Genomic DNA, 14543 nt, shown 5'->3' on the forward strand with positions numbered 1-14543 from the left:
AAATGCCGGTCAAGAACCGCTTTGCCGAACTGCAGGATGAAATCACCGCCTGGCGCCGTGACATCCACGAAAACCCGGAAATCCTGTTCGAAACCCACCGCACCAGCGCCCTGGTGGCGGAGAAGCTGCAGGAATTCGGCTGCGACGAGGTGGTGACCGGCATCGGCCGCACCGGCGTGGTCGGCGTGATCAAGGGCAAGGCGGACACCTCCGGCAAGGTGATCGGCCTGCGCGCCGACATGGACGCGCTGCCGATCCATGAGCAGACCGGGCTGGACTATGCCTCCAAGACACCCGGCGCGATGCACGCCTGCGGCCATGACGGCCATACCGCAATGCTGCTGGGCGCGGCCAAGTACCTGTCGGAGACGCGTAATTTCGACGGTACCGTGGTGGTGATCTTCCAGCCCGCCGAAGAGGGCGGCGGCGGCGCCAAGGTTATGTGCGACGACGGTCTGATGGACCGCTGGGGTGTGCAGGAGGTCTACGGCCTGCACAACTGGCCGGGCCAGCCGCTGGGCACTTTTGCCCTCCGCCCGGGTTCCTTCTTTGCCGCCACCGACCAGTTCGACATCACCTTCGAGGGCCGCGGCGGCCACGCCGCCAAGCCGCATGAGACCGTGGATACGACCGTGCTGGCTGCCCAAGCCGTGCTGGCGCTGCAGACCATCGCCTCGCGCAATGCTGACCCCGTGCATCAGATCGTGGTCTCGGTGACCTCGTTTGAGACGTCGTCGAAAGCGTTCAACGTGATCCCGCAGAAGGTGCAGATCAAGGGCACCGTGCGCACCATGTCTGGCGAGATGCGCGACTTGGCAGAGAAGCGGATCAACGAGGTCTGCACCGGAATCGCCGCGACCTTTGGCGGCACTGCCGATGTCACCTATCACCGCGGCTATCCGGTGATGGTGAACCACGAGGAGCAGACCGAGTTTGCCGCCAAGGTGGCGGCCAGTGTCGCCGGTTCCTGCGAGGATGCGCCGCTGGTGATGGGCGGCGAGGATTTTGCCTTCATGCTGGAGGAGCGCCCGGGCGCCTACATCCTGATGGGCAATGGCGACACCGCGATGGTGCATCACCCGGAGTACAACTTTAACGACGATGCCATCCCCGCGGGCTGCAGCTGGTGGGCGGAGATCGTCGAGCAGCGGATGCCTGCGGCTTGATCAGCACCAGGGGGAGGGGGCTGTCTGCCCCCTCTTGAGCCTTCGGCTCAATTCACCCCCGATGATATTTTCAGCCAGATGAAGAGGGATCAGGCTGCGCTATGGCGCGGGGGTCAGTGTTCCAGCAGCTCGCGGTAGATGGTGACGAGGGTTTCCGCCTCTTTCTCCAGCGCGAAATTGGTCATCGCGTGTTTGCGGGCGGCTTCTGACCACTCCGCCAGCCGGCCATTGGTGGAGAGCACCTCGTTGATGGCCTGCACCATCTGACCGGCCTCGCCCGGGTCGATCAGCAGACCGGTTTCACCGGGAGCGATCAGCTCCTCGAAAGCGCCGACGCGGGTGGCAACGGCCGGCACGCCGCAGGACATGGCCTCCAGCGGGGTCAGGCCGAAACCCTCCCAGCGCTGCGGCGCCACGTAGAGGTCCAGCGCCTGATACCAATGGGAGACTTCCCAGACAGGCACCTCGGGCGGGAACAGCAGCCGCTCGGACAGGCCCGCGGCCTCGACCTTGCCACGCAGTTCTTTCTCGAATGACACGTGTTTTTCGGTGGCGCGGCCCATCACAAGACCCACCGCCTTGGGGTGCGCCTTCAGCACATCCAGCATGGCATCGACAAAAACATCGGTGCCCTTCTGCGCCCGGATGCGCCCGTAGCAGCCGATCAGGATGGCCTCTTCCGGCAGGCCCAACTCGCGCCGCAGCGCCGGTTTATCGGCGGGCGGGCAGAATTCCTCGGTGTTGATCCCGTGATGCACTACCTGCACGGGCTTCTCCAGGTAGGCCGCGCCCTTGGCCGAGGTGGCAATCACCCGGTCCATCTGTGAGATCAGCCACTTGGTATAGTCCGAATGCTGCCGCTGCGAGGCGGAAGTGAACAGCAGCTTAAGCCGTTTGCCCAGGAGATATTTAAGCGCCAGCCCGCCCAGCATTTCCACATTGCGCCGGGCGTGCCAGACACGGGCGCCCGCAGGGCCGTTGCGGTTCATGAACACAAGCTGCGCCGCCGACAGATGCGGCATATCCCCGGGCAGGCCGCTGCCTGCGGTGGCAATGGCGATCTGCCGGCGTTGCAGCGGCACCAGCCGCACGATGGTCGAGGTCACCCCGGACAGGCGGCGTTTGAAGTTCGGCGCGATGACTTCGATTGTATTGGCATCAACCTGTGCCATCATGGCCTCCTTTGCGGGGGCAGAAGCGCCAGCAGGGCGTCTACCGTCTGGTCCAATTGATCCGACTGCCGGGAGATGAACTGCCCGGCGGCATCGCGTGCGGCCTGGAAAATGTCCGGCTTCTCAAGCCATTCCGCAACCTGGTCCGCCAGTTCCCCAGCAGAGCCGATTTCCGCAGCGGCGCCAAGTGCGGACAGCTCAGCATAGGTTTCGGCAAAATTGTAATGCCCGGTGCCGGTGATGACCGCGGCCCCTGCCTGCATCGGCTCAAACGGGTTGTGGCCGCCGATTTCGCGCAAGGACCCGCCCAGGAACACGAGCGGGCTGAGCGCGTACCAGGTGCCGACCTCGCCCAGCGTATCCGCCAGATAGACCTGCGTGGCTTGCCCCGGCAGCATGCCCCTGCTGCGCCGTGCACAGCTGAGGCCCGCTGCAGTCACCAGAGCTTCCGCGGCGTCTCCGCGCTCCGGATGGCGGGGGGCCAGCAGCAGGCAGAGATCCGGGTGCTGTTTCAGCAGCGCCTGATGGGCCTCCAGCACGGTCTCCTCCTCGCCCTCGTGGGTGGAGGAGGCAATCCAGATGGGGCGGTCCCCAATGCTGCCGTGCACCTTGGTGAGGATATCCTGGTCAACCGGGAGCGGCGCGGAGACGGCCTTGAGATTGCTGCCGGGGCGGATGCGGTCTTGCGCGGCGCCCATTGCCTGCAGGTTTGCAGCCGTTTTGCGGTTCTGGGTGACCAGCAGATCGAATTGATCCAGGATGAAGCGTGCGGTGTCCGGGCGTTTCTTCCAGCCCTCGACCGATTTGTCCGACAGCCGGGCGTTCAGCAGCACCAGCGGACAGCCTGCTTGGCGGGCGCGCACCAGCATTTGCGGCCACAGTTCGCTTTCGACAAAGACCCCCAGGTCCGGGCGCCAATGGGTGAGGAAGCGGTCCACGGCGGCAGCGGTATCCAAGGGCGGGAACTGGTGGCGGCAGCGCGGCGGCATCCGTTTGGCGATCAGCTCGGCGGAGGTGGGCGTGCCGGAGGTAATCAGAAACTCCGCATCCGGGGCCTGCTCGCCCATTCGCCGGATCAGGGTCAGCACCGACAGGCTTTCGCCGACCGACGCGGCATGGAACCAGATCAGCCGCCCGGAGGGGCGGGGCAGGGAGGCATGGCCAAGGCGCTCGCGCACGCGCTCTTCCGGCAAGCCGTAATCGCGCAGCTTGGCCGCGACCTTGCGCCAGGCGAAAGGGGCAATCAGCGCGCTGGCGCCGCAATAAAGGGAGTACAGCAGCGTCGGCCGCGCGGGCGTGTTCCCGGACATGGTCAGCCGCCGGTGTGGCTCATGTGGCGGGTCATCTTGCCGCCGACTTCCTGGCGCGAGTAGTCGAAGTCGTGGCCGCGGGGCTTGTCGCCGATGGCGGCGCGGATGGCGGCCTCCAGCACGCCGGTGCCTTCCTCATTGGCGCGCAGGGGCGCGCGCAGGTCGGCTTTGCCCTCCTGGCCGAGGCAGGTGTAGATTTCGCCGGTGCAGGTCACCCGCACCCGGTTACAGCTTTCGCAGAAGTTATGGGAGAGCGGGGTGATAAACCCGATTTTCTGGCCGGTCTCTTCCAGCCGCACATAGCGGGCAGGCCCGCCGGTGCGCTCAGCGAGGTCAGTTACCGTGTAGTGGTTTTCGTATTCCGCACGCACGTCCTTCAGCGACCAGTATTGCCCGATGCGTTCCATATTGCCGATGTCTTCGCCCATCGGCATCACCTCGATCCAGGTGAGGTCCATGTCCCGTTCGGCGCACCAGCGGGTGATGGCGGGCAGCTCTGCCTCGTTGAAGCCTTTCAGCGCAACGCTGTTGATCTTGACCCGCAGGCCAGCCTTTTGCGCCGCGTCGATGCCTTTCAGCACCTGCGGCAGCCGGCCCCAGCGGGTCACGTCCGCAAACTTCTGCTCATCCAGCGTGTCGAGCGAGATATTCACCCGGCGCACCCCGGCGGCATAGAGGTCATCGGCGTATTTCACCAGCTGCGAGCCATTGGTGGTCAGCGTCAGCTCTTTCAGGGCGCCGGTGTTCAGATGGCGGCTCATCGCTTGGAAGAATGTCATGATGCCGCGGCGCACCAGCGGCTCGCCGCCGGTGATCCTGAGTTTCTCGACACCCAGACGGATGAAGGTGGAGCAGAGCCGGTCCAGCTCCTCCAGCGTCAGGAGGTCCTTCTTGGGCAGGAAGGTCATATTCTCGGACATGCAATAGACGCAGCGGAAATCGCAGCGGTCGGTGACCGAGACACGCAGGTAAGTGATTGCGCGGGCGAAGGGATCAATAAGCGGAGCCGTCATGCTACCTAGGTAAAGCGGGGCACCGCCCGCGGCAAGGGGGGACAGCTTTTGTGTCTGGCAAAGAGTTTCGCGGATAGCTAGGGTTTGCCCATGCGTATGATATTCTTTTCCCTTGCTTCGATTTCCCTGCTGGCGGCCTGCGAAGGCATCCAGCTGAATTCTTCCGTTTTGAATGGCCGGGATGCACCGGCGCCGTCTGAGCCGCAGGACCCTATGCTGCAGCCTGCTCCTGGTATTGACGTGGCGGAGGCGGATCCCGCCGTGCCTGCAGCGCCGTCGTTCCGCGGCTCCGCCACCACGGTGGCGTCGCTGGGCGATCCCTCGGTTCCGGGGATGTGGATGGAGACGCCGCTGGTGGCGGCAGAACAGCAGGCGCTGATCCGGACGGGCCGCAACACTGAGGCGGTGGTGACACTGAAACCGGTTCCGGGTGCGGAATCGGGCGGCAGCCGCTTGTCGATCAGCGCCATGCGCGCGCTGGGCCTGCCGCTGACCGAACTGGCCGAAGTGCAGGTGCTGCCCGCAGGCTGAGCTCTGGTTTTGCAAGAGGGGGAGCCCCCGCCCTATTAGGGCGGGGGCGTGCGCTGCCCGGCGGGTGCCGGGCGCGACCCTGGCAGGGCTAGGCGTGTTTCAGATACTTCGCCGCTTCCTTGCGGGCAAAACCTTTCATCTCCGCACCATGCGCGTCCAGAAAGGCGTGGGTGCGGGCGGCGTCATGCTTGCTGAGGTCGCGCAGCCACCAGCCGATGGCCTTTTGAATGAACCAGTTCCGGTCCGGCACATACGCGGCCGCCCAGCCAAGAATGCGCTCTCGCCGGTCCTGATCCGCCGGTTTCACGTTATTCATCTTGGCCCAGGGCAGAGTGGCCACCAGCGCGGCGCGGCGCGTCCACATATGGTCGGAGCGCGACCAGGCCTCCACCGTGTCCAGCCGCTCAGGATCCGCCTGCAGCCGCTTGGCAATGGCGGAACAGACGTGATCGGCAATGGCCCAGCTGTCGAACTCCGGCACCCAGGTTTGCAGCAGCGCCCAGATAGCCTGGTCGTCCTTGATCCGGGCCTGCGTCAGCAGTTTGGCGGCGGCGATGCGGGCCTCGAAGACATCGCTCTCCCACAGGGCCCGCGCCAGCCCGGCACGTTCTTCAGTGTTCAAGGTTTGCCGCCAGGCTTTGGTCAGATCATTGGTGGCCGGGTTGGGCACGCCAAGAACCGCGCGGGTTTGCTTGTGATAGGCGGCCATCTGTTCTGCCCGGCCGGGTTCGGCCAAGGCTTTCAGCTGCGCCAGAGCCTCCTGCAGCGTCACGGCGGTCACTCGACCGTTACCGATTTCGCCAGGTTGCGCGGCTGGTCCACATCGGTGCCCTTGGCCACCGCAGTGTGATACGCCAAGAGCTGGGCGGGAATGGCGTAGAGGATCGGTGTCAGCGCCTCCTTGACCCGCGGCATCCGGATGGCGCACCAGACGTCGTCGCCGGCCTCGTTGATCCCGTCCTGGTCGGAGATCATCAGCACCTTGCCCTTGCGGGCCAGCACCTCCTGCATGTTGGAGACGGATTTGTCAAAAAGCGCATCCTTGGGCGTCAGCACCACCACCGGCATGTTCTTGTCAATCAGCGCGATGGGGCCGTGCTTCAGCTCGCCGGAGGCATAGGCCTCGGCATGGATGTAGCTGATTTCCTTGAGTTTCAGCGCGCCCTCCAGCGCCAGCGGGAACATCAGCCCGCGGCCCAGGAACAGCACATCGCGGGCTTCGCTCACCTTCTGAGCGGCCTGGCGGATCGCCTCGTTCTGCTCCAGCGCGGAAGACAGGACATTGGGCAGGCCGCGGATCGCGGTGGCATACTCTGCCATCTCCTCAGCACTCAGGTGTCCGCGGTCGCAGGCGGCCTTGAGCGCCAGCGCCAGCAGCACCGTCAGCTGGCAGGTGAAGGCCTTGGTGGAGGCGACGCCGATTTCAGGGCCGGCAAAGATCGGCAGCGCCAGATCGCTTTCCCGCGCGATGGAGCTTTCGGGAACGTTGACCACCGACAGGATCTTGTTCGCCTTCTCCTGACAAAAACGCAGCGCCGCCAGGGTGTCGGCGGTCTCACCCGATTGCGAGACAAACAGGGCCAGTGTCTTGGCCGGGATCGGCGGCTCGCGGTAGCGGAACTCGGAAGCGATATCGACTTCGACCGGCAGGCGGGCGATTTGTTCGAACCAGTATTTGGCGGTGACACAGGCATAATAGGCGGTGCCGCAGGCGACCATTGTCAGCCGCTCGACCTGAGAAAAATCAACCTCTCCGGGCAGCCGGACGGTATCTTCCTCGACTGGCAGGTAATGGCGGATCGCCTCGGCGATCACATGGGGCTGCTCGGCGATTTCCTTGGCCATGAAGTGCTTGTGGCCGGCCTTGTCGACCTGGGCGGCGTCGATCTGGATGGTCTTGGTTTCGCGGTTCACCAGGTCGCCATGCGCGTTGCGGATCTCGGCGCCTGCGCGGGTCACGACGGCGCGGTCGCCTTCCTCCAGATAAGTGATCCGGTCGGTCAGCGGCGCCAGGGCAATGGCGTCGGAGCCCACGAACATCTCGCCGTCGCCATGGCCGATTGCCAGCGGCGAGCCCTTGCGGGCGGCGACGATCAGGTCCTCCTCGCCGTCAAACAGGAACGCGAGCGCAAAGGCGCCCTCCAGCTGGTCCAGCGTCTTGAAGGCGGCATCCGCCGGCGCAAGGCCCTCCTGCAGGTAGCGTTCCGTCATCAGGGCAACTGTTTCGGTGTCGGTCTCGGTGCGGAACTCCAGGCCGCAGTTCAACAGCTCTGCGCGCAGTTCCTTGTAGTTCTCGATAATGCCGTTGTGCACCACGGCGACGGCGCCCGCGCGGTGCGGATGCGCGTTGCTGACGGACGGCGCGCCATGGGTCGCCCAGCGGGTGTGGCCGATCCCGGCCTTGCCGGCCAGCGGCTCGTGCACCAGGAGGTCGGAGAGGTTCACCAGCTTGCCCACCGCGCGGCGGCGGTGCAGTTCGCCCCTGTTCACCGTGGCGATGCCCGCACTGTCATAGCCGCGGTATTCCAGCCGCTTCAGCGCCTCGACCAGGATCGGGGCGGCCTCGTGATTGCCCAGTACGCCGACAATTCCGCACATCACTTGGCTCCCTTTTGCAGGCGGGCTTTCTTGGCGTGCAGCATCTCCATGAGCTTGCGCGCGCGGCCCGGTTTGTTGGTTTGTTCAGCGCGGCCAATGGCCAGGTCGCCGTCTTCGACATTCTTTGTGATGATGGCACCTGTCGCGGTCATCGCCTCGTTGCCGACCCGCACCGGGGCCACCAGCATGGTGTTCGACCCGATAAAGGTGCGGGCGCCGATTTCGGTGCGGTGCTTCATCACACCGTCATAGTTGCAGGTAATTGTGCCCGCGCCAATATTGGTTGCTTCGCCGACCGCGGCGTCGCCGATATAGCTAAGGTGGTTCACCTTGGCGCCTTCGGCAATCTCGGCGTTCTTGATTTCGACGAAGTTGCCGATGTGGGTGTTCTCCGCCAGCTCCGCACCGGGGCGCAGGCGGGCATAAGGCCCCACTTTGGCACCGCGGCTGACGTGGCAGCCCTCCAGATGCGAAAACGCCCGGATCAGCGCGCCGCTTTCCACCGTCACGCCGGGGCCGAAGACCACATTGGGTTCGATCACCGTGTCGCGGCCGATGATGGTCCCGAAAGAGAGGTAGACGGTTTCCGGCGCCATCAGGGTGACGCCCAGGTCCAGAAGTTCGGCCCGTGCGCGTGCCTGGAACAGCCCGTCGGCCTGCGCCAGTTCCGCGCGGGAATTGACGCCCAGCGTTTCCGCCTCGTCGCAGGACACGGCGGTGACTTTCAAGCCCTCGCGGCGGGCCAGTTCCACCAGATCGGTCAGGTAGTATTCCCCCGAGGCGTTTTCATTGCCAACCCGGGCGATCAGATCGAACATCGCGCTGGCCTTGCAGGCCATCAGCCCGGAATTGCAGAAGGTGATGGCGCGCTCGGCTTCAGAGGCGTCCTTGAACTCGACAATCCGCTCCAGGCTGTCGCCGTTCATCACCAGGCGGCCATAACGTCCCGGGTCGGCAGCCTCGAACCCCAGGATCACCAGATCGGCGCGCTGGCGGGCTTCGACCATCCGCTCCAGCGTCTCGGCGCTGACAAAGGGCGTGTCGCCGTAAAGCACAACCACATCGCCCTCGAAGCCGTCTAACGCGGCGCGGGCCTGGTTCACCGCATGGGCGGTGCCAAGCTGTTCCTCCTGAAGGACGACTTCGGCCTCCTCGTCGATTTCGGCTACCGCCTCACGCACTGCCTCAGCCCCGTGACCTGCCACAATGATGGTGCGCTCCGGCTCCAGTGCGCGGCCTGCAGCCATAGCGTGCTCCAGCATCGGCGCCTGGGCGATCGGGTGCAGGACTTTGGGGAGGTCGGAGTTCATCCGCGTGCCTTTTCCGGCCGCCAGGATGACAAGGGCAATGCTCATAATCGCTTTTCTCTTTGTGTTTTTAGCGCTCCCGTTTTATCCGCTGGGGGGCAGGGCGCAAGGGATAGCGCCATCAAACTAGATTGCGGGCTGCAACATGCGGCGGCGGAAAAGTGCCGAAAGGGCAGGGTATGCGAACAGTTATCTTCGATCTGGACGGCACGCTGGCGGATACCTCGGGCGATCTGCTGGCGGCGGCCAATTTCTGCTTCCGGCAGATGGGGCTGGGCGATGTGCTGAGCCATCCCGAAGATGCAGGCGTCGCTCTGCGCGGCGGCCGGATGATGCTGACCGCAGGTTTGAAACGGGCAGGGCAGTTCAACCCCGCCACCGTCGATGAGTTTTATCCGGTTCTGCTGGAAGCCTATCGCGATGCTATCGACCACCACACTATACTTTATCCCGGTGCAATGGAGGCTGTGGAGGTGCTGAAAGCCGCGGGCTTCGGCGTCGGCATTTGCACAAACAAGCCGGAAGGGCTGGCAGAGCAGCTGATGCGCAGCCTTGGCGTGCGGGATGCCTTTGCCTCGCTGGTTGGGGCGGACACGCTGCCGGTGCGCAAACCCGACCCGGAGCCGCTGTTCGAGGCCGCCCGCCGCGCTGGCGGCGATCCGGCGCGCACGCTGCTGGTCGGTGACAGCGACACTGACCGCACAACCTCTGCCAATGCGGGTGTGCCGTCGGTGCTGGTGACCTTCGGGCCCTCCGGCGATGACATGGCGGCGCTGAAACCCGAGGCTCTGCTCGACCGGTTCGAGGACCTGCCGGAGGTCGCGGACCGGCTGATTGCGTGATCCCGCAACTTAGTTTCGGGAAAGCCGTCCTTTCGGGTTCTCTCTTGACCCTTGAGGGGCAGCGGCTCACAAACGCCGCATGAGCGAGACATTTTCCGGGTCTTTCACCCAGCAGGAACCCATCCCTGAAGACGCCATCGAGGCCGCGCTGGCGGTGCTCCGTAGCGGGCGGCTGCACCGCTATAACGTGGCAGAGGGCGAGGCAGGGGAAACCGCCCTGCTGGAGCAGGAGTTCGCGGCGCAGACGGGCGCGAAATACTGCCTTGCGGTGGCGTCCGGCGGCTATGCGCTGGCGACCTCGCTGCGCGCGGTCGGGGTGAAGCCCGGCGACAAGGTTCTGACCAACGCCTTCACACTGGCGCCGGTGCCTGGATCAATCGCCTCTGTCGGGGCGGAGCCGGTGTTTGTCGAGGTGACCGAAGGCCTGACCATCGACCTGGAGGATCTGGCGGCGAAGGCGGATCAGGCGAAAGTGCTGATGCTGTCGCACATGCGCGGGCATCTGTGCGACATGGACCGGCTGATGGAGATCTGCGACGCAGCCGGTATCACCGTGATCGAGGATTGCGCCCACACCATGGGCGCCTCCTGGAACGGGGTGCTGTCGGGCCGCCATGGCGCGGTGGGCTGCTATTCCTGCCAGACCTACAAGCATGTGAACTCGGGCGAGGGCGGGCTGCTCATCACGGATGATGAGGAAATTGCCGCCCGCGCCATCATGATGTCGGGCTCCTACATGCTGTATGGCCGCCATCTGGCGGCGCCGGGGCCAGAGGTGTTTGAGCGGGTGAAATACGAGACCCCCAACATCTCGGGCCGCATGGACAACCTGCGCGCCGCCATCCTGCGGCCGCAGTTGCGCGACCTGGATACTCAGGTGGAACGCTGGAACGACCGCTACCGCGCGGTGGAGGACGGTCTGCGCGGCACGCCAGGCCTGACGGTCGTGGAGCGACCCGCGCAGGAGGACTATGTCGGCTCCTCCATCCAGTTCCTGCTTTTGGACTGGAGTGAAGACGCCGTGCAGGAGGCCGTGCGCCGCTGTGCCGCCCGCGGGGTGGAGCTGAAATGGTTCGGCACGCCGGAGCCTGTTGCCTTCACCTCCCGCTATGACAGCTGGCGCTATGCGGACACCCCGCGGCTGCCGCAAAGCGACCGCATCCTGGCGGGGGTCATCGACATGCGGGTGCCGCTGACCTTCAGCCTGGAGGACTGCGCCCAGATCGCCCGGATCATCCGGGCAGAGGTGTCTGCCGTCTATCAGTCGGGCTGATAGAGCGGCACGGTCGAGATCGAGACCTTGGCGGAGCCATCCGTCAGCTCGGCTGCGTGGGCGACATAGATCAGCGTCTGGTTGGTTTCATCGAACAGACGTTTCACACGCAGGGATTTGAGGATGATGGACCGCGACTCCCGGAACACGTCCTCGCCGTCATCGCTGCGGTCGATGTCGCCCAGCGTGATCGGCCCGGTCTGGCGGCAGGCCAGCGAGGCGTTGGAGGGGTCCTCGAACCAGTTGCCCTTGGACAGCCGGTCAATCAGCCCGCGCTCAAAATAGGCGATGTGGCAGGTGACACCTTGGACCTTGGGATCGGAGATCGCCTCGATCACAATATCATTGCCGACCCAGTCGACCCCGATCTGGCCGATCTCCTCGGCGGCGGCTGGCATGCCCAGCAAGCAGAATGCGGCAGCCAGGGCGCGGTTCAAACGTTTCATGGAAATCTCCTGATTCTATTCGGCGGGGCAGGTTTCGCTCCCTTTATGCATCACTTACGCGCAGGTGCGGAAAAGGATCCATGGAACCTTTTGCCGGAGGCGGAGTTACTCCTGCTCAACGGCGCGTTGAGGCGCCGATGACAGAAAATGGATGAGAGGACACTATCATGTTTACGCCGAAACGCGCCCTGACCGCATCTGCCTTGGCCCTGCTGGCTGCACCGGTTTGGGCCGGCGCGCAGGTGCAGGCCGTGACCGACCTGAACCTGCGCGCAGGCCCGGGACCGCATCACGAAATCATCGGTGTGATCTCTGCCGACGGCTCGGTTGATCTTGAGGGCTGCCTTGAGGAAAGCAACTGGTGCAAGGTCGCATACGATGGTGCGGACGGCTGGGCCTATGGTGAATACCTGACTGGGGCCGTCACCGAAAAATTCGTTCCGGTGGTTGCCAAGGAAAGCCCTGTCAAGTTCAACACCGTGACCTATACCACCACTGAAACCGGTGAAACCGATGCAGCAATGGGCGCACTCGGCGGCGCGATCACCGGCGGCCTGATTGCCGGTCCGGCCGGCGTCGTCGCGGGGGCCGTGGCAGGCAGCCTCGCAGGGGAAGCCGCTGTGCCGGACGAGAAAGTCGTCACCTATGTGCGCAGCAATGCCACCGAACCGGTGTACGTGCAGGGTGAAGTGGTGACTGGCGTCATGATCCCGGAGGAAGTGGAGCTGACCGCGGTTCCGGACTCCGAATACCGCTATGTCTACCTGAACGGCTTGCCTGTGCTGGTTGAGGCGGATGACCGCACGGTGGTCTACGTGGTGCGCTGATCCGGTCCAAAGCGAAATTGTGCGGGCGGTCCCTTGCGGGCCGCCCGTTGCCGTTTGCGGTGTCCGCACAGGAACACGATTGACCCGAATCGTGCCCTGGTCTATTGAATTGAACAACTGTTCATATAATCGGCTGTGCCCTGGAGGATCTGCGGGATGTTCAACGCAAGCATGAGTTTCGATCTTGGTGAGGATGTTAACGCCCTGCGCGATGTGGTTCACCGCTGGGCGCAGGACCGCGTCAAGCCGATGGCGCAGGAGATCGACCAGAACAACGAATTCCCTGCCGGTCTGTGGCAGGAGATGGGTGAGCTGGGCCTGCTCGGCATCACCGTGCCGGAAGAATTCGGCGGCGCGGGCATGTCTTACCTCGCCCACACCGTCGCGGTTGAGGAAATCGCACGGGCCTCGGCCTCCGTTTCGCTGTCCTACGGCGCGCACTCCAACCTCTGCGTTAATCAGATCAAACTGAACGGCAATGCGGAGCAGAAGCAGAAATACCTGCCGCGGCTGATCTCTGGTGAGCACGTCGGCGCGCTGGCGATGTCAGAGGCGGGCGCGGGTTCGGACGTGGTCTCGATGAGCTTGCGCGCGGAAAAGCGCAACGACCACTTCCGCCTGAACGGCAACAAGTACTGGATCACCAACGGCCCGGATGCCGATACGCTGGTGGTCTACGCCAAGACCGATCCGGAGGCGGGCTCCAAGGGCATCACCGCCTTCCTGATCGAAAAGGAGATGAAGGGTTTCTCCACCTCCAAGCATTTCGACAAGCTGGGGATGCGCGGCTCCAACACTGCCGAGCTGGTGTTTGAAGACGTGGAAGTCCCGTTTGAGAACGTGCTGGGCGAAGAGGGCAAGGGCGTGCGCGTGCTGATGTCCGGCCTGGATTATGAGCGCGTGGTGCTGGCGGGCATCGGCCTGGGTATCATGGCGTCCTGCATGGATGAGATGATGCCCTACATGGCGGAGCGCAAGCAATTCGGCCAGCCGATCGGGAACTTCCAGCTGATGCAGGCCAAGATTGCCGACATGTACACGGCGATGAACTCGGCGCGGGCCTATGTCTACGAAGTCGCGAAATCCTGCGACAACGGCACCGTGACCCGCCAGGACGCGGCGGCCTGCTGCCTTTATGCGTCCGAGGTGGCGATGACCCAGGCGCACCAGGCGGTGCAGGCCTTTGGCGGCGCGGGCTATTTGTCCGACAACCCGGTCGGCCGCATCTTCCGCGATGCCAAGCTGATGGAAATCGGCGCAGGCACCAGCGAGATCCGCCGGATGCTGATCGGCCGCGAGCTGATGGGTACCATGTAACAAACGAAAACCCCGCGCATCCCAGGGAGGCGCGGGGTTTGAAACAAGCCTGGCGGCACGAGGCCAGCCGCCAGACCGGAACAAAGTCACTAAGGATCAGAAGCGGTGCACGTAAGCGAGGTTCACGACAACCGGATCAATCTCTGCGGTGCCGATTGCGGCGCCGTTCAGGGTTGCGTCGGTGTCGATGTCCATCCAGCGCACGTTGAACCGCAGCGCGCCATTGTCGGAGATCTGGTAGTCGGCACCGGCGTTGACCGCCACACCAAAGCTGTCATCGAGGTCGAGCGTGCCAAGCGCGGTCTCTTCCTCAAAGAAGGTGGTGTAGTTCAGGCCCAGACCCAGGAACGGCTTGACCTTGCCGGCGGTCGGGAAGTGGTAGTTGACCGACAGGGTCGGCGGCAGCTGCTTGGCGGACGCTGCAAACGCGCCGTTCAGGCGAACGTCATGCTCGAACGGCGAGGCCGCCAGCAGCTCGACACCCCAGTTGTCGCGGAAGAAGTATTCAACGGTCAGCGAAAGCGCGGTGCCATCGTCGATATCCGCTGCGGCGCCGGCCAGGGTGCCGTTGCCGGATTTCGGGTTGACGTTGGCGATACCAACACCAACGGTCCAGTCGCCTTGCTGCTGGGCCAGCGCGGGGCCAGCCAGGGCGGCGAGGGCAGAAGTCAGTGCCAAAGCGGAAACGATGCGTTTCATCGGGTGCGTCCCTTTTCTTGTGTTTACCCCGCAGTGGTGCCC

At 64.4% G+C, this 14543-nt stretch carries 14 protein-coding genes; 6 read left to right on the forward strand and 8 right to left on the reverse strand.

The window, feature by feature from the left end:
- Positions 1–2: 2 nt before the first annotated feature.
- Positions 3–1166, forward strand: a complete 1164-nt coding sequence (locus tag CAER_RS0120175) for a M20 aminoacylase family protein (protein WP_027237069.1) — start codon at positions 3–5, stop codon at positions 1164–1166.
- A gap of 113 nt (positions 1167–1279) precedes the next feature.
- Here CAER_RS0120175 and CAER_RS0120180 read toward each other — a convergent pair whose 3' ends face one another.
- Genes CAER_RS0120180 through moaA form a run of 3 tightly spaced genes read right to left on the reverse strand, consistent with a single transcriptional unit; the run spans position 1280 to position 4661 of the window.
- Positions 1280–2338, reverse strand: coding sequence for a glycosyltransferase family 4 protein (locus tag CAER_RS0120180; protein WP_027237070.1), 1059 nt, complete (start codon positions 2336–2338; stop codon positions 1280–1282).
- On the reverse strand, positions 2338–3648 hold the full coding sequence (locus CAER_RS0120185) for a 3-deoxy-D-manno-octulosonic acid transferase (RefSeq protein WP_027237071.1): 1311 nt from the start codon (positions 3646–3648) through the stop codon (positions 2338–2340). The genes CAER_RS0120180 and CAER_RS0120185 overlap by 1 nt, the downstream gene beginning before the upstream one ends.
- Before the next feature lie 2 nt (positions 3649–3650).
- Positions 3651–4661, reverse strand: coding sequence for a GTP 3',8-cyclase MoaA (gene moaA / locus CAER_RS0120190; protein ID WP_027237072.1), 1011 nt, complete (start codon positions 4659–4661; stop codon positions 3651–3653).
- Between the two features lie 90 nt (positions 4662–4751).
- Here moaA and CAER_RS0120195 point away from each other — a divergent pair, with 90 nt between their 5' ends.
- A complete protein-coding gene (locus CAER_RS0120195) occupies positions 4752–5192 on the forward strand; it encodes a hypothetical protein (RefSeq protein WP_027237073.1) in 441 nt (146 codons plus the stop codon).
- Positions 5193–5280: 88 nt separating this feature from the next.
- On the opposite strand, the gene CAER_RS0120200 is transcribed toward CAER_RS0120195, so the two are convergent.
- From CAER_RS0120200 to glmU, 3 genes are read right to left on the reverse strand one after another with little or no spacing between them, the layout of a single operon-like run.
- On the reverse strand, positions 5281–5964 hold the full coding sequence (locus CAER_RS0120200; RefSeq protein ID WP_027237074.1) for a DNA alkylation repair protein: 684 nt from the start codon (positions 5962–5964) through the stop codon (positions 5281–5283).
- 5 nt (positions 5965–5969) lie between these two features.
- The gene (gene glmS, locus CAER_RS0120205; RefSeq protein ID WP_027237075.1) at positions 5970–7790 is read right to left on the reverse strand and encodes a glutamine--fructose-6-phosphate transaminase (isomerizing); all 1821 of its coding nucleotides are present in this window, start codon (positions 7788–7790) and stop codon (positions 5970–5972) included.
- Positions 7790–9145: a bifunctional UDP-N-acetylglucosamine diphosphorylase/glucosamine-1-phosphate N-acetyltransferase GlmU gene (gene glmU, locus CAER_RS0120210; protein ID WP_027237076.1), complete on the reverse strand. Its 1356-nt coding sequence runs from the start codon at positions 9143–9145 to the stop codon at positions 7790–7792. Before glmU ends, glmS begins: the two co-directional genes overlap by 1 nt.
- 131 nt (positions 9146–9276) lie before the next feature.
- Here glmU and CAER_RS0120215 point away from each other — a divergent pair, with 131 nt between their 5' ends.
- Together CAER_RS0120215 and CAER_RS0120220 are read left to right on the forward strand one after the other, a co-directional pair.
- The gene (locus CAER_RS0120215; RefSeq protein ID WP_027237077.1) at positions 9277–9939 is read left to right on the forward strand and encodes an HAD-IA family hydrolase; all 663 of its coding nucleotides are present in this window, start codon (positions 9277–9279) and stop codon (positions 9937–9939) included.
- A 79-nt stretch (positions 9940–10018) separates the two neighbouring features.
- The gene (locus CAER_RS0120220; protein ID WP_027237078.1) at positions 10019–11212 is read left to right on the forward strand and encodes a DegT/DnrJ/EryC1/StrS family aminotransferase; all 1194 of its coding nucleotides are present in this window, start codon (positions 10019–10021) and stop codon (positions 11210–11212) included.
- Here the strand turns inward: CAER_RS0120220 and CAER_RS0120225 are convergent.
- Complete coding sequence (locus tag CAER_RS0120225) at positions 11200–11658, reverse strand: CreA family protein (RefSeq protein WP_027237079.1); 459 nt, start codon at positions 11656–11658, stop codon at positions 11200–11202. The genes CAER_RS0120220 and CAER_RS0120225 overlap by 13 nt on opposite strands.
- A gap of 167 nt (positions 11659–11825) precedes the next feature.
- Here CAER_RS0120225 and CAER_RS0120230 point away from each other — a divergent pair, with 167 nt between their 5' ends.
- Both CAER_RS0120230 and CAER_RS0120235 read left to right on the forward strand, forming a co-directional pair.
- Entirely contained in the window at positions 11826–12485 is a 660-nt protein-coding gene (locus CAER_RS0120230; RefSeq protein ID WP_051357818.1) for a DUF1236 domain-containing protein, read from the forward strand.
- Between the two features lie 156 nt (positions 12486–12641).
- Positions 12642–13802, forward strand: a complete 1161-nt coding sequence (locus tag CAER_RS0120235; protein ID WP_027237081.1) for an isovaleryl-CoA dehydrogenase — start codon at positions 12642–12644, stop codon at positions 13800–13802.
- Positions 13803–13898: 96 nt separating this feature from the next.
- Here the strand turns inward: CAER_RS0120235 and CAER_RS0120240 are convergent, their stop codons facing one another.
- On the reverse strand, positions 13899–14501 hold the full coding sequence (locus tag CAER_RS0120240; protein ID WP_027237082.1) for an OmpW/AlkL family protein: 603 nt from the start codon (positions 14499–14501) through the stop codon (positions 13899–13901).
- Between the last annotated feature and the right edge of the window lie 42 nt (positions 14502–14543).

Source organism: Leisingera caerulea DSM 24564, assembly GCF_000473325.1.
GTDB lineage: Bacteria > Pseudomonadota > Alphaproteobacteria > Rhodobacterales > Rhodobacteraceae > Leisingera > Leisingera caerulea.

Coding starts and splice junctions, on each gene's coding strand:
- CAER_RS0120175 (WP_027237069.1), top strand. CDS start 3: ATGCCGGTCAAGAACCGCTTTGCCGAACTGCAGGATGAAATCACCGCC.
- CAER_RS0120180 (WP_027237070.1), bottom strand. CDS start 2,338: ATGGCACAGGTTGATGCCAATACAATCGAAGTCATCGCGCCGAACTTC.
- CAER_RS0120185 (WP_027237071.1), bottom strand. CDS start 3,648: ATGTCCGGGAACACGCCCGCGCGGCCGACGCTGCTGTACTCCCTTTAT.
- moaA (WP_027237072.1), bottom strand. CDS start 4,661: ATGACGGCTCCGCTTATTGATCCCTTCGCCCGCGCAATCACTTACCTG.
- CAER_RS0120195 (WP_027237073.1), top strand. CDS start 4,752: ATGCGTATGATATTCTTTTCCCTTGCTTCGATTTCCCTGCTGGCGGCC.
- glmS (WP_027237075.1), bottom strand. CDS start 7,790: ATGTGCGGAATTGTCGGCGTACTGGGCAATCACGAGGCCGCCCCGATC.
- glmU (WP_027237076.1), bottom strand. CDS start 9,145: ATGAGCATTGCCCTTGTCATCCTGGCGGCCGGAAAAGGCACGCGGATG.
- CAER_RS0120215 (WP_027237077.1), top strand. CDS start 9,277: ATGCGAACAGTTATCTTCGATCTGGACGGCACGCTGGCGGATACCTCG.
- CAER_RS0120220 (WP_027237078.1), top strand. CDS start 10,019: ATGAGCGAGACATTTTCCGGGTCTTTCACCCAGCAGGAACCCATCCCT.
- CAER_RS0120225 (WP_027237079.1), bottom strand. CDS start 11,658: ATGAAACGTTTGAACCGCGCCCTGGCTGCCGCATTCTGCTTGCTGGGC.
- CAER_RS0120230 (WP_051357818.1), top strand. CDS start 11,826: ATGTTTACGCCGAAACGCGCCCTGACCGCATCTGCCTTGGCCCTGCTG.
- CAER_RS0120235 (WP_027237081.1), top strand. CDS start 12,642: ATGTTCAACGCAAGCATGAGTTTCGATCTTGGTGAGGATGTTAACGCC.
- CAER_RS0120240 (WP_027237082.1), bottom strand. CDS start 14,501: ATGAAACGCATCGTTTCCGCTTTGGCACTGACTTCTGCCCTCGCCGCC.